Annotated in this window: 12 protein-coding genes and 2 pseudogenes; 8 read left to right on the top strand and 6 right to left on the bottom strand. The window is 61.0% G+C overall.

The window, feature by feature from the left end:
• Positions 1–125 precede the first annotated feature (125 nt).
• Genes fhuB through GVL52_RS09100 form a run of 3 tightly spaced genes read right to left on the bottom strand, consistent with a single transcriptional unit; the run spans position 126 to position 3,791 of the window.
• On the bottom strand, positions 126–2,090 hold the full coding sequence (gene fhuB, locus GVL52_RS09110; RefSeq protein WP_200847800.1) for a Fe(3+)-hydroxamate ABC transporter permease FhuB: 1,965 nt from the start codon (positions 2,088–2,090) through the stop codon (positions 126–128).
• Positions 2,090–2,971 (bottom strand): iron-siderophore ABC transporter substrate-binding protein, encoded by an 882-nt coding sequence (locus tag GVL52_RS09105; RefSeq protein ID WP_160006045.1) that lies wholly within the window; start codon positions 2,969–2,971, stop codon positions 2,090–2,092. Before GVL52_RS09105 ends, fhuB begins: the two co-directional genes overlap by 1 nt.
• A gap of 13 nt (positions 2,972–2,984) precedes the next feature.
• On the bottom strand, positions 2,985–3,791 hold the full coding sequence (locus GVL52_RS09100) for an ABC transporter ATP-binding protein (RefSeq protein ID WP_160006043.1): 807 nt from the start codon (positions 3,789–3,791) through the stop codon (positions 2,985–2,987).
• 431 nt (positions 3,792–4,222) lie between these two features.
• Here GVL52_RS09100 and paoA point away from each other — a divergent pair, with 431 nt between their 5' ends.
• From paoA to GVL52_RS09080, 4 genes are read left to right on the top strand one after another with little or no spacing between them, the layout of a single operon-like run.
• On the top strand, positions 4,223–4,858 hold the full coding sequence (paoA, locus tag GVL52_RS09095) for an aldehyde dehydrogenase iron-sulfur subunit PaoA (RefSeq protein ID WP_160006041.1): 636 nt from the start codon (positions 4,223–4,225) through the stop codon (positions 4,856–4,858).
• The gene (locus GVL52_RS09090; protein WP_160006039.1) at positions 4,855–5,805 is read left to right on the top strand and encodes a xanthine dehydrogenase family protein subunit M; all 951 of its coding nucleotides are present in this window, start codon (positions 4,855–4,857) and stop codon (positions 5,803–5,805) included. Before paoA ends, GVL52_RS09090 begins: the two co-directional genes overlap by 4 nt.
• Positions 5,806–5,808: 3 nt before the next feature.
• On the top strand, positions 5,809–8,007 hold the full coding sequence (paoC, locus tag GVL52_RS09085; RefSeq protein WP_160006037.1) for an aldehyde oxidoreductase molybdenum-binding subunit PaoC: 2,199 nt from the start codon (positions 5,809–5,811) through the stop codon (positions 8,005–8,007).
• Between the two features lie 51 nt (positions 8,008–8,058).
• The gene (locus GVL52_RS09080; protein ID WP_160006035.1) at positions 8,059–8,982 is read left to right on the top strand and encodes an XdhC family protein; all 924 of its coding nucleotides are present in this window, start codon (positions 8,059–8,061) and stop codon (positions 8,980–8,982) included.
• Between the two features lie 36 nt (positions 8,983–9,018).
• On the opposite strand, the pseudogene GVL52_RS09075 reads toward GVL52_RS09080, so the two are convergent.
• Both GVL52_RS09075 and GVL52_RS30820 read right to left on the bottom strand, forming a co-directional pair.
• Positions 9,019–9,255: pseudogene (locus tag GVL52_RS09075) on the bottom strand (GNAT family N-acetyltransferase); the annotation flags it as partial.
• Positions 9,256–9,276: 21 nt separating this feature from the next.
• Positions 9,277–9,640, bottom strand: a pseudogene (locus GVL52_RS30820) (LysR substrate-binding domain-containing protein); the annotation flags it as partial.
• Positions 9,641–9,825: 185 nt separating this feature from the next.
• Between GVL52_RS30820 and GVL52_RS09065 the strand changes: the two are divergent.
• The 4 genes from GVL52_RS09065 to GVL52_RS09050 all read left to right on the top strand — a co-directional run bounded on the left by GVL52_RS09065 (position 9,826) and on the right by GVL52_RS09050 (position 12,776).
• Positions 9,826–10,518, top strand: coding sequence for a type 1 glutamine amidotransferase domain-containing protein (locus GVL52_RS09065; RefSeq protein WP_160006031.1), 693 nt, complete (start codon positions 9,826–9,828; stop codon positions 10,516–10,518).
• Between the two features lie 88 nt (positions 10,519–10,606).
• Positions 10,607–11,347 (top strand): SDR family oxidoreductase, encoded by a 741-nt coding sequence (locus GVL52_RS09060; RefSeq protein ID WP_160006029.1) that lies wholly within the window; start codon positions 10,607–10,609, stop codon positions 11,345–11,347.
• Positions 11,348–11,438: 91 nt separating this feature from the next.
• Complete coding sequence (locus tag GVL52_RS09055; protein ID WP_160006027.1) at positions 11,439–12,203, top strand: alpha/beta fold hydrolase; 765 nt, start codon at positions 11,439–11,441, stop codon at positions 12,201–12,203.
• Positions 12,204–12,323: 120 nt separating this feature from the next.
• Positions 12,324–12,776 (top strand): heme-binding protein, encoded by a 453-nt coding sequence (locus tag GVL52_RS09050; RefSeq protein WP_244619125.1) that lies wholly within the window; start codon positions 12,324–12,326, stop codon positions 12,774–12,776.
• Positions 12,777–12,877: 101 nt separating this feature from the next.
• Here GVL52_RS09050 and GVL52_RS09045 read toward each other — a convergent pair whose 3' ends face one another.
• Positions 12,878–13,891: an AraC family transcriptional regulator gene (locus tag GVL52_RS09045; RefSeq protein ID WP_160006025.1), complete on the bottom strand. Its 1,014-nt coding sequence runs from the start codon at positions 13,889–13,891 to the stop codon at positions 12,878–12,880.
• Positions 13,892–13,893: the final 2 nt, after the last annotated feature.

Genomic DNA, 13,893 nt, shown 5'->3' with positions numbered 1-13,893 from the left:
CGATTGGATCAATCGATCTGTGAACGATAATTGTCGCATGACATGGTGTTGGCGTGTTACATCGTTGCCATCACCGTGACGGGTATGATGCACTCTAAGCTCTGACCATTGCCGCGTGGCTGATCCTAAGCCTTCTTCCTCATCATCAGCATAAAGAACGGTGCTCCGATCAGGGCGGAGACCAGCCCGGCCGGGATCTGGTAGGGCGACACGATCGTGCGTCCGACGAAGTCAGCTGCAACCATTAGGCCACCGCCGATCATCGCAGCGCCAATCATCTGCGGAAGTGCGCGCGTCAGCCCGGCCTCCCGCGCCAGGTGCGGTCCCATCAGGCCGACGAACGACAGTGGACCGACTGCGAGCGTGGCAGTGGCCGTCATCAAACCTGCGATGCCAAACAGCGCAAATCGCGATCTTGCCAGCGGCACGCCGACCGCTGCCGAAGGAGACGGGCCGAGCGGAAGAATGTCGAGCCAGCGGCGGGCTGTGAAGGCGACCGCGATCAACACGATCGCCACGCCCAACTCCATGGCGGCCGTTCTGGCATCGACGAGATAGGTCGAGCCGCTCATCCAGCGCATCAGCATGGCAGCCCGTGGGTCTCCCGAGGCGCTCAGCACGCCCACCACGGCATCGACCATGGCACTCAACGAAATTCCCGCGAGCAGCACGCGTTCTGGCGCGAACGCCGATCGCCGGGAGCTCAGAAAGATAACAGTCAGAACGCTGAGCGAACCCACCATGGCAAATGCGAGTTGGCCGGGAAGCCCCGGGGCGACTGCAAAGAGCGCGATGGCAACGCCGAACGTCGCGCCGGCGCTGATACCGAGGACTTCGGGGCTTGCCATTTCGTTTCCGGTCAACCGCTGCAGGATCGACCCCGCGACGGCAAGCATTGCGCCCGATGCCAGCGCTGCGATGGTCTTCGGGAGACGGATGGACAGGATGTCATAGGAAAATGCGCCCGAAAGCAGCGTCCAGCCATTGTCGATGGACCGTCCAACGACGACGCTGGCAAGCAGGAACACCAGAAGCCCAACCGCGGCGATGATGGCGGGTGTGGTGCCATTCCAGCGACGTGATCCTCTCCACACCGGTGATTGCTGGATCCGGTGACGGATCTTCAATCGGGGCAGGAGCGCTAAAAGCAGTGGCGAACCGAAGATCGCGGTGACTGCGCCCGTTGGCAGGAAGTCACCGAGTTCGCCTGCGAAGAGCTGGAGAACGGAGTCGGCCAGAAAGAGCAGGGCGGCGCCGATCAGCGGAGACCAGATGATCAGCTGCGTCGGACGCCGGGCTCCCGACAATCGGGCAAGCGTCGGCGCGACCAGTCCGATAAAGCCGATGACCCCAACCGCACTGGTGACGAACGCGGCCAGCGCGACAGCGCCTGATATGACGACAAAGCGCAGGCGAACCAGTTTGACGCCGAGTGCCGAGGCGCTGCTTTCGCCGAGATCAAGCAGCGACAGCGGCCTGATCACGAAGGCGCAGACGAGGGCAACGGCTGCGGTCTTCCACAGCAGCGACAGCGGGATGACCCAGCTCTGCTGCGCCAGAGAACCGGCGCCCCAGATGAACAGGCTCGCCAGAAAGCGCTGGTTCAGATAGGTGAGGATGGCCGACAGTCCGCCGCACCAGAGGCTGAGAACCAGCCCCGAGAGAACCAGTGAATAGGGGGAGAAGCCGCGGCGCGCGCCAAGGCCGACGACGATTGCAGCTGCAATCGCACTGCCGAGCAAGGCGACCAGATCGCGGCCGGCGCCAAGCAACCCGGGCAGGAACAGGGATGCGATGACCAGCGCAAGGTTCGCCCCGGCCGAAACGCCAAGCGTTGTCGGATCGGCCAGCGGGTTTCGCAAGACCTGCTGAAAGAGTGCCCCGGACAAGGCAAGCGAAGCACCGGCAATGAGAGCGGTGGCAAGACGGGGAAGCGTCGAATAGTAGAGTACCATTCGGGTGATGTCGTAGTTTGATTGAGCCGAGCCTGACAGCGCGGGCGAGATCAGGAACCACGATGCCACGCCTCCGGCGCACAACAGGAAGACGACGACGAGGGCTGGGCCGATAATGTCGCGGCGGTATCGGATCATGCTTGCTTTTCCAGTAGATCGGTCACCAGGCCGGCGAAACGCACGGCTTCGTTCACCATGCCGAACATCAGTGCCGGAGGGATAATCGACAGTTGGCCAGGACGTGAAAAGGGTAGCCTGTTCCAGAGCGGGCTTTCGGCGAGTTTTGGCAGGACATCCGGCGGCACCGGGTCGAGCGCAATCAGACGTGCATCCGGATCGGTGATCGCCGAGAGATCTTCGATCCCGATCGTCTCAAAGCCCCAGTAGTTGGATTCCGCCGTCCAGGCGTTCTGGATACCGATGCGCTCGAGCACATTGTGAAACAGGCCTGGGTTGGAGTAGACGCGTGCGTGGCGCGCATCCATGAAGTTTACGACAGCAACCGGCGGTATCTTCTTTCCCGCCAGACGCTCCCGGCACTGTTCGAAGAAGGCGTCCGATCGGGCGAGGAATATCTCGCCTTCGCTCGTCCGGCCGAGGTCCGCCGCCAATGTGCGCGTCGCGGCGACGGCGGCCGGCAGAATGGGCCCGATACCGGGCGCGAAGATCTCCAGCCGGATCACCTTTGCAACGGACTGCAGCCGGGGCAGGAGTTCGTCGAGATAGGGTGTCGTCAAGATGATGTCCGGCTTGAGCGCGATGAGGACTTCGAAATTGACCTCGGACGAGCTGCCGATATCGACCACGGACTTCGGCATTGCCGGCTCCGCCATCCACTTGTCCCAATCAGCGAGATCGGAAATCCCGACGGGGGGCAGCCCGAGCGACAGCAGAGTGGAGGCCAGGCCATAGTCCAGGCTGACGATCCGCTGGCCGGACGGCTGCGCAAACAGTGGCGTGGGCATCATCGCACCCGCCGCCGCGTACTGCAAAAAGGAGCGCCGCGAAACAAGCATCGAACGTGCGACCTCAGCAAGCATAGGCGAGGGGATGGGAAAGATTGGGAGCGGCGATGACATTCATGTCGATCCCGTAGATATCGCGCAGCCTGCCCGGCAGCATGATCTCGCTGGGCGATCCGCTCGCAACCACACGCCCGCGTCTGAGGGCATGGATGCGGTCGCAGAAGCGGGCGGCCATGTTGATGTCGTGAAGAACGATCACCACGCTTCGGCCGCCCTCATGCGCCAGGCGCTGCACCAGCGAGAGCACCTCGATCTGGTGTGCGATGTCGAGTGCCGCCGTCGGCTCGTCCAGCAGCAGGCAGCGCGCATCCTGCGCGATCAGCATGGCGATCCAGGCCCGTTGCCGCTCGCCGCCAGACAGCGTGCCGACAATACGGTCGGCGAATGCCTCGATGTGGGTCGCGCGAAGGGCGTGATCGACCTTCTCCTCATCGACCTTCGAGAAACGACCGAGCGCGCCATGCCACGGATATCGGCCGCAGCCGACCAGTTCACGGATCGTCATCTCCGACCCGCTGTTCACGTCCTGCGGCAGGTATGCCACCGAGCGTGCAAAGGCGCGTTCATGGTAGTGCCTCAGATCCAATCCACCATAGCTGATCGATCCGGCACTTGGCAGAAGCTGGCGTGCCAGCATCTTGATGAGGCTGGACTTGCCCGACCCATTGTGACCGACCAAAGCCACGACTTCGCCTGCCGGGAATTCCAGGCTGACGTCGGACAGGATCGCACTCCCATCAATAGAAAGTCCCACGCCATCGGCGACGAACGTTTCGGTGGTCAAAGGCAGATCCTGAGGCGAATTGAGCATCGTTACGGCAATCCTTGTACGTCATCCCCTTCTCGCTACTAAAGTTGATAAAGTCAATCAAGTACAAGAAGCGCGAGACGGCCCTCCAATGCTCTCGCTGCCTGCGGTTCCTGTTCCATCTCCTCGAAGCGAGGACATCTTGCTCCGTCCCACAAGCCAATCCCGACTAGGGTCGTTTTCGCTGCAAATTCAGATAAAAGCGCGCCGACCTTAGCCAGTTCGGCAACCTCTTGGACCGGCTTCATCTCCGCGGGTCAGTTGCTTGCCTACCGACGGCGCCCAAGGCACTTGCTGCGCGTCTATTCATGAGCGGGATCGATAACGGCATGCGGTCCGAGTGGGCTAATTATCGCGGATCGCTGCCCTAACTTACCTGCAGACGGCCGGAGTGCGGCCCTCAGATTCCAGCAGCAAGACGAAGTGGAACTGATATGGAAAATCCGGTCAAACTTGAAATCTCCCGTCGGGGCTTATTTATCTCGTCGGCCGCAGCCGTTGCGGTCGCTAGCGCCGCCGGAAGGGTGGCGGCACAGTCCGCGGGGAATGAAATGGCATATACGACGAAGGTTTCTTTCAGCGTGAATGGCAAGGGGCAGCATCTCGATGTGGACAACAGGACAACGCTGCTCGATGCTCTGCGCGAGCATCTTCACCTGACCGGCACGAAGAAGGGATGCGATCACGGACAGTGCGGCGCATGCACGGTTATCGTTGATGGCCGCCGCATCAACTCCTGTCTCACACTCGCCGTGATGCACGAGGGAGACGAAGTAACGACCATTGAGGGCCTGGGGCAGCCTGGGAATCTTCACGCCATGCAGGCCGCGTTCGTCAAGCACGACGGCTTTCAATGCGGCTACTGCACACCAGGACAGATCTGTTCCTCCGTGGCCGTGCTTGAAGAGATCAAAGCAAACATCCCAAGCCACGTCAGCAAGGATCTCAACGCAGCGGCGGCTGTCACTCCGGCAGAAATCAGAGAGCGGATGAGCGGCAACATTTGTCGATGCGGCGCTTATTCCAACATTCTGGACGCAATTTCTGAAGTCGCAGGGATCAAAGCATGAAAGCCTTCACCTATGAACGGCCATCGTCCGTAGAGGCCGCGGCCAAAGCTGCGGCTGCCAATCCAGACGCAAAATTCATCGCCGGCGGAACCAATCTCCTCGATCTGATGAAGCTTGAGATCGAGACGCCGACGCATCTGATCGACGTCAATGGTCTTGGGCTCGACAAGATCGAACCCACCACCGAGGGCGGGCTTCGTATCGGCGCTCTCGTGCGCAACACGGATCTCGCCTCCGACACGGCGGTCCGCAGGGACTATGGCCTGTTGTCGCGCGCGCTCGTCGCCGGTGCTTCCGGCCAGCTTCGCAACAAGGCGACGACGGCCGGCAATCTCCTGCAGCGGACGCGCTGTCCGTACTTTTATGACACCAATCAACCCTGCAACAAGCGACAACCTGGTACGGGCTGTTCCGCCATCGGTGGCATTAGCCGCCAGCATGCTGTCGTTGGCGTCAGCGACACCTGCATTGCGACGCATCCAAGCGATATGGCCATCGCCATGCGGGCGCTCGATGCCGTTGTCGAGACCGTCAAGCCAGACGGCTCCTCGCGCAGCATTCCGATCGCAGACTTCCATCGCCTGCCCGGAGACACGCCGCACATCGAGACCGCTCTTGAACCCGGCGAGTTCATCACGTCGGTCACGCTGCCGCAACCGATCGGCGGCAAGCATATTTATCGCAAGGTTCGTGACCGCGCGTCCTACGCATTTGCGTTGATTTCGATCGGAGCGGTCATCCAGCCCGACGGCACAGGTCGTGTCGCGGTCGGCGGCGTCGCCCACAAGCCGTGGCGCGTCGAAGCCGCCGATGCAGGTTTGGCAAAAGGAGCTCGCGCGGCCGCGTCAGCCCTCCTGGCCGATGCGCGTCCGACCGAACAGAACCGATTCAAGGTTGATCTCGTCGAGCGCGCGCTCGGCGCTGTCATCGCCGAGGCAAGGGGTTGAGCCATGCAGTTCGATAAGCCAGCAACCACGAACCCCATCGATCAGCTCAAGGTGGTCGGCAAACCTATTCACCGCATCGACGGTGAACTGAAGACGACCGGTCGGGCGATGTACGCCTACGAATGGCATGATCCGAAGATGCCATATGTCTACGGCTATCCCGTCGGTTCGGCGATTGCCAGCGGCCGCATCAAGACCATGGACGTCTCTGCCGCGAAGAAGTCACCCGGCGTATTGGCGGTGGTGACGACCCTCGACGTCGGCGAACTAACGAAGGGCAAGTTCAATACAGCCAACCTATTTGGCGGCGACAAGGTTCAGCACTATCACCAGGCCGTCGCTGTTGTCGTTGCCGAAACATTCGAACAGGCCCGCGCGGCCGCGGCCCTCGTCAAGGTGGATTATGCCGAGGAAGAGGGCGTCTTTGATCTGAAGGAGGCAATGAAGACTGCGCTGAAGCCAGACGAATCTGCGGAACCAGATTCCGCGGCTGGCGACTTCGAGTCCGCATTCAAATCTGCGCCAGTGGCTTTTGATCAGACGTATACCACGCCCGACCAATCGCATGCGATGATGGAGCCGCACGCATCGATTGCGGCCTGGGACGGCGACCAACTTAGCCTGTGGACGTCGAGCCAGATGATCGACTGGTGGCGGTCCGACCTGGCGACGACGTTGGGGATCGACAAGGAAAAGATCCATCTGATGTCGCCATTCATCGGTGGCGGCTTCGGCGGCAAGCTCTTCCTCCGTGCCGATGCCGTGCTTGCCGCCTTTGCAGCGAAAGAAACAGGCCGGCCCGTGAAAGTCGCGCTTCCCCGCCCGTTTTTGATGAACAACACCACGCACCGCCCCGCGACGATCCAGCGCCTCAGGATAGGGGCGGGGCATGACGGCAAGATAACCGCGATCGCGCATGAGAGCTGGTCAGGCGATCAACCCGGCGGCCAGCTCGAAACCGCCGTCAACCAGACGCGGTTGCTGTACGCCGGCGCCAACCGCATGACCGCGATGCGATTGGCAACCCTCCATCTTCCGGAAGGCAACGCGATGCGAGCTCCAGGCGAAGCGCCGGGGCTGATGGCGCTCGAAATTGCCATGGACGAGATGGCGGAGAAGTTGGGCATCGATCCCGTGGAGTTCCGGATCATCAATGACACGCAGGTCGATCCCGAAAAGCCCGAGCGCCCGTTCTCGCACCGTGATCTCGTCGGCTGTCTCAAACGTGGCTCAGATCAATTCGGGTGGGCTTCGCGAGGCAAGCCGGGTTCGCGCCGTGAAGGCGACTGGCTGGTCGGCATGGGGGTGGCAGCGGCCTTCCGAAACAACCTCGTCCTTCCCTCTGGAGCACGGGTGCGTCTCGGACAAGATGGCGTTGTCACTGTTGAGACTGACATGACTGACATCGGCACGGGTAGCTACACGATCATCGCCCAAACGGCAGCAGAGATGATGGGCCTTGGCATCGACAAGGTCGCAGTCCAGCTTGGCGACTCTCGATTTCCTGTCTCTGCTGGATCGGGCGGGCAGTTCGGTGCGAACTCCGCGACGTCGGGGGTCTACGCAGCCTGCGTCAAGCTGCGGGAGGCCGTGGCGAAGAAGCTGGGCTTCAACTCCGACGACGTCGTCTTCGAAAACGGAGAAGTCCGCTCCGGAAACAGGGCAGTCCCGCTTGCAGAAGCCGCCGGTGCAGACGGTTTGGTTGGCGAAGACACCATCAAATGGGGCGATCTCACCGAGACGCACCAGCAATCGACCTTTGGCGCGCATTTCGTCGAAGTCGGTGTCGATGTTGCCACCGGCGAGACCCGGATCAGGCGCATGCTGGCCGTCTGCGCTGCCGGGCGGATTCTCAACCCTATCACGGCCCGCAGCCAGGTCATCGGGGCGATGACGATGGGTGTCGGGGGCGCGCTGTCGGAAGAGCTTGCGGTCGATACCCGCCGCGGCTTCTTCGTCAATCACGACCTTGCCGGATATGAGGTGCCGGTACATGCCGACATCCCGCATCAGGAGGTGATCTTCATGGACGAGACCGATCCCTATTCGTCGCCGATGAAGGCCAAGGGCATTGGGGAGTTGGGTCTTTGCGGCGTGTCTGCGGCGATTGCCAACGCCATCTACAATGCGACAGGCATCAGGCTCAGGAACTATCCGATGACATTGGACAAGCTGATCGGCGGTTTGCCCGACGTTGCCTGACAGCGCCATCGGCGGTCGTGGAGCGGCCGCCGATATCAACAAGGTGTATAGATGAACGAAGTTCTGGTTTCGAAGCCAACGCCCGTCAGGGCGTTGGCGACCGATGATCCCGTCGAGGTTCTTCGCTTCGCGGTCGCGGCATTCGGGAGTGGCAATGTTGCTTTGGCTACCCTCGTCCAGATCAGGGGCGGAGCAGCGCGTGCCTTGGGTGCCCACATGGCCATCGCCGAGGATGGTCGCTTTTGCGGCTATGTCTCTGGCGGATGCGTTGAAGCCGCGGTGGCGTCGGAGGCGCTCCTTGCGATGGAGGAGGGCCGCGACAGGGCCGTGCGGTTCGGCGATGGATCGCCGTTCTTCGATATCGTACTGCCATGCGGCGGCGGGATTACCGTTGCGATCCATCTGCTGCGAGATATCGACGCGTTGAAGGACGTGCTCGCAGGCCTGAACCAACGGCACCCGACGGCACTGGCGTACTCGCCCGAACAAGGGCGTCTCGTCGCCATCGCACCGCCGCAGCCGACCGGTTGGTCGAACAACCGCTTTCTGACGTGCTATCGCCCGAAAACCAGGGTGGTGATCTCGGGGCAGGCGATTGAAGCCGAGATGGTATCGCGTATCGCTGAAGCCGCGGGCTACGAGATCGCCAGAGGCACGCGCGAAATGGCCGTGACGGCCGTTCCGGCACTGATCGATCCCTACACCGCAGTCGTCCTCTTCCATCATGACCTTGAGATTGAGATGCCCGTGCTCGAAGTCGCCCTCGCATCCTCTGCGTTTTACATTGGTGCATTGGGGAGTACGCGCACCCATCGAAACCGCGTGCAACGCCTTGAACTCAGTGGAACCGATCGGCAGCAGATCGACCGCATCAAGGCGCCTATCGGGATGTTCGGCCCCACGAAAGACGCGACTGCATTGGCGCTTTCCGTTCTTGCCGATATCGCCGCGGCCAGGCTTGTGGCTGATAAATGAGAAGGATCAGACGGCTCCCGGTGACCGCTGAGTTTCTCATGGCGACAAAGCCTGCCAGCGGGGCTCTTCCGGGACCGTGAGTGAGCGGGTCATCTCAATCATCGTCGGACGAAAACCCAAGGCCACGAACAACCGCTGCGCCACCTCGTTGCGCTGTGCGGTCGATAGCACGATCTGCTGCGCCCCGCGCTTGGCCAAGGCATCCATCATGGCTTCGAGCAGCGCCCTGCCGATGCCACCCTGGCGCATCTGTGGATCGACGAAAACATCATGAAGGACGCCTGCAGGTTAGGCTGTCACTGCGATCATCTCCGGCACCGCAACGAAGTGGGTGCCGGAAACAGCGACCTTGCGGTTCAATCCCTTCTGGCCAAGCGCCTGGAAGAGACCTGCGCGCAGCCCTCCCGGCAAGATCACGTTGACATGCTTCACTGTTTTGTATTGCTCCCTTAAAATTCCGTCCCGGATTTGCGGATGCCTGGCCCTCACCGCGCAAGCCAAGCCATCATCCATAAGATGCTGGACGACGAGGTTGTCCGGTGGGTCCACGGGCGGCCCATGGCCATGTCGGCTGAACCGGACACCGCGCCTGCCTCAATGGCGTCGTTGTTGAACGGTGTATCTGGCGCAGCCTGATGCCGGGCGCGCGTTCGCGTAATCATTCAGTCATAATTATTCATGAATATCTGAAATTCAATCAATAAATTTCCGAAATCTCTCGTTCGAGAGCATCTTCACCTCATCGGAAACGACGGCGGCCACGACAAGCGGGTCGTCAACGTCGGAAGGACGGCTTGGCGTGGTGCCAGGTCTGATTTCGAAAACCTCGATGGGATCTGTAAAATGAAAATTCTGATGGTTCTGACCTCGCACGACGAACTTGGCAACACCGGCCGCAAGACCGGCTTCTGGCTGGAAGAGTTTGCCGCTCCCTATTATGCATTCCTCGAGGCAGGTGCCGACATCACTGTCGCATCGCCAAAGGGCGGCCAGCCGCCGCTTGATCCGAAAAGCGATGAGCCCGGCTTCCAGACCGACCAGACACGCCGGTTTCACGCCGATACCCAGACCCAGGCCGTGCTCGCCTCGACCGTCAAGCTCGCCTCAGTTTCACACGAGGACTATGACGGCGTCTTTTATCCGGGCGGGCATGGTCCGCTTTGGGATCTTGCGGAAGACAGGAACTCGATCGCGCTGATCGAGAATACCTACCGGGCGGGCAAGCCGGTTGCCCTCGTCTGCCACGCGCCGGGGGTGCTGCGCCATGTGAAGGCGGTCGATGGAACGCCGCTGGTGCGCGGCAAGAAGGTCGCCGGCTTCAAGAACTCGGAAGAAGATGGCGTGGGATTGACTGACGTGGTGCCATTTCTGGTCGAGGACATGCTGAAGCAGAATGGCGGCATGTATTCCAGCGGTGACGACTGGACCTCCTATGCCGTTCAGGACGGTCTCCTGATCACTGGGCAGAATCCGGGTTCGTCGGTTGAGACAGCCGGCATTCTCCTGGCCACGCTGATCGCCGCCAAGACTGCCTGATCACGGATAGCAGCACTTCCTGCAGATGTTTCTGGCCAGCGGCCGGGCCGAAAGCCTGGCCAAGGCTCAACTCAAGGAGAATTCAAACATGACCTCAGGTATCGCAAACAAGGTCGTTCTCATCACCGGCGGCAGCACGGGCATCGGTGCGGAGGTTGCCCGCACTTTGGCCGCCAGGGGCGCCAAGGTGGCAATCGCCGCCCGTCGCGTAGACAGGCTGGAAGCTGTCCGGGCTGAAATTGCCGGCCGAGGCGACAATATCCGCGCCTACGGCATGGACGTGACGGACAAGCGCCAGGTCAACGCGGTCGTCGAGTCCGTCGTCCGCGATTTCGGAAGGCTTGATGTCATCATCAACAATGCCGGGATCATGCCGATCCGACCGATGGCCGAGGTCAACACGGACGAGTGGGATGCGATGATCGACGTCAACCTCAAGGGGACGCTCTACGGTATCGCCGCAGCTTTGCCACTCTTTCTGGCGCAGCAAAGCGGCCATATCATCAACCTGAGCTCCGTCGCCGGCATCAAGGTTTTCGCACCGGGCGGCACGGTCTACTCCGGCACGAAGTTCGCGGTCAGCGCTATTTCCGAAGGGCTGCGGATGGAAGTCGGCAAGGCGGTGCGCATCACCTCCATTGAGCCGGGTGCCGTCGATAGCGACCTGAAGCTCGGCACGACCGGCACTGCGCGCGACACGGTGCACGGCTTCTATGAACAGGCCATTCCGGCATCATCCGTCGCCCGGGCGATCGCCTTTGCAATCGAGCAGCCGGACGATGTCGACATCAATGCGATCGTGATCCGGCCGACAGCGCAGGACTTCTGATTCACTTCCGCAGACGCCGTGCGGAAGAAGACGATGTGTCTCAACCCGCAATTTGAATTCTCCAAACCCATAAAAATGAAAGGCTATTTCCATGTCGAAAATTCTCAGCTCGTTTGCAGGCGCAGCACTTCTGACGTCTGCTGCGCTGTTCTCCGGCGCAGCCATCGCTGCCGACGCCAAGGTCAGCAACGTCGTTCTGGTTCACGGAGCCTTCGCGGATGGCTCCGGCTGGAAGGCCGTCGCCGATCGTTTGACCAAAGATGGCTTCAAGGTCAGCATCGTCCAGGAGCCTGAGACCAGCCTGCAGGACGACATCCAGGCCACCCAGCGCATTCTCGATCAGCAGGATGGGCCTGTCGTGCTCGTCGGTCACAGCTATGGCGGGCTGGTCATCACGGATGCCGGCAATGATCCGAAGGTGAAGTCGCTGGTTTACGTCGCGGCTTTCATGCCAGAGGCCGGCGACAGCCTGCTCTCGCTTGCCAAGTCGATGCCTCTGCCGAGCGAGGACATCAAGGCGACGAAGGACGGATATCTCTATCTCGATCCTGCAAAATTCGCCGCTGACTTCGCCGCCGACCTGCCCAAAGCAACGGCAGTATTCATGGCGGCATCGCAGGTCTTCGCCGCGCAGAAGGCGTTCTCGGCACAGACGACAAAGGCTGCCTGGCATGACAAGCCGTCCTTTGCGATCGTCTCGACCATGGACAAGGCCATCAATCCGGATCTCGAACGCTGGATGTACAAGCGCGGTGGCGCAAGCGTGACCGAAATCAAGTCCAGTCACGCCGTCTACATGTCGAACCCGCAGGCCGTCGCCGGGGTCATCGAGAAGGCGGCAATGGCTGCAAGGTAAGCCAAGGTCTGGCGGCAGGTTCGGTGAATATCCGCCGAACCTGCCGCCAATTTGCACAAGTCCGGTGGCTACCCTTGTTTCTGAACAGTCGCCCCACACAAACAGCAGCACGATGAACCAATGGAGGCAATGATGCCTGATACATTCGAGAGCCTCAACCTGGCTGACGCGAGGCGCATGATCGATGCGGGCCTCGCCACAGCTGAAGCAGCCGGCGTCCGTTGCTCGATCGCTGTTGTCGATGCCGGCGGAAATCTGATCGCGTTCCTCAGGCAGGATGGGGCAATGACAGGATCAGCTGAGCTCGCAATCAACAAGGCCTATTCGGCTCGTGTTTTCAACAATTCGACCGATGTCCTTGGCAAACTCGCTCAGCCCGGTGCCGAGCTTTTTGGCATTCAGCATAGCCATGCGGGAAAGGTCGTGGCATTTGGCGGCGGAAGCCCCGTCCGGTACAACGCAAGCATCATTGGCGCGGTTGGCGTGAGTGGCGGGTCCGTGGAGCAGGATATGGAGATCGCCGACATGGCGCAGATCGCGGTGGCCAACGGAGAAACCGACCACAAAGGCTGACAAGACCGAGTTGCGGCCTGCCGGATAGCCTGTCATTGGCGAAAGCGGTGGGGAGCCATCTCCGACCTGTTTGTCGACTATGGTCCCTCTCGCAATCCCACCTAGTCGTGCCCCCATCGCGACTGACGCCAGGCGCTTGGTGTCGTGCCTTCCCATGAGCGAAACGCACGGTAGAACGAATTCGAGTCTTCGAAGCCGACGAGGTAGGCCACTTCATTGATTTCGATGGCGGGGTCCATGAGCAACCGTTGCACGACGTCCTGCCTGGCTTCCGTGAGAAGCTGGCGGAAATTTTTGCCTTCGTCCGTGATACGCCGCTGTAACGTTCTTTCGCTCATGCCCAGCTCGCGGGCGACATCGCCGAAGTCCGGACGACCAGTGGCAAGTGCTCGCTTCAGCAAAACCTTCACCTGATCGCCGATTGAACTATCTTCCTGGATCTCTTCCAAAGCGGAGGCGAGCGTCGGTCCCAGCATGTCCAGGAGTTCTGCATTGTGGCCGGGGAAGGGCCGATCCAGGTCTTTGGCGTCGAGGACCAAAGCGTTATGCTCCGCCGCGAACCGAACTTCGCAGCCGAAATAGTCTTCATGCGCCGTGCCTCCGTCGTCGGGCCGCACCAGATCGACCCGGTTGGGCACGATGGAGGTTCCTGTTCCTCTCCGGCCGAGTTCGACAAAAGACGCAAATGCCGCGTCAATCAGCGAATATGGATCGCTCTCGGTGGCGTGCAACCACTCGATCGTCACGACCGCTTCCCCTGCACCCTCGAAGACATGAACGCGCTCAGGCGCGCAGAGCTGCTTGAACCGTGCCATGCGCCCAAGGCCGTCACGGTAGTCGCGGGCATAAAAGGCCACAAGACTTGAGGGCGGCAAGACGGCCGTGTCGAGGCGTCGCGCAAGGTCAAGGCCAATCGCGGGATTGCCGCTGAGTGTCTCTATGGCTTTCCAGAGCTCGAAGAACTGCGCGGTATCGACCGCGCTCTTGTCATGGACATGAAGGCTTGCGGGAAGTCTCGCCTGGCGCAGCACAGCAGATGGCGTCAGGCCGACAAGTGCCAATCCCTTCCACAAGGCTGGCGATATCTTGAATTTTTCGTCGGGTTTCTGGCGCATAT

This window comes from Rhizobium sp. 18055, assembly GCF_902706285.1.
In the GTDB taxonomy this organism is placed as follows: Bacteria; Pseudomonadota; Alphaproteobacteria; order Rhizobiales; family Rhizobiaceae; genus Rhizobium.
This window is presented reverse-complemented; position numbering and strand designations above follow the sequence as displayed.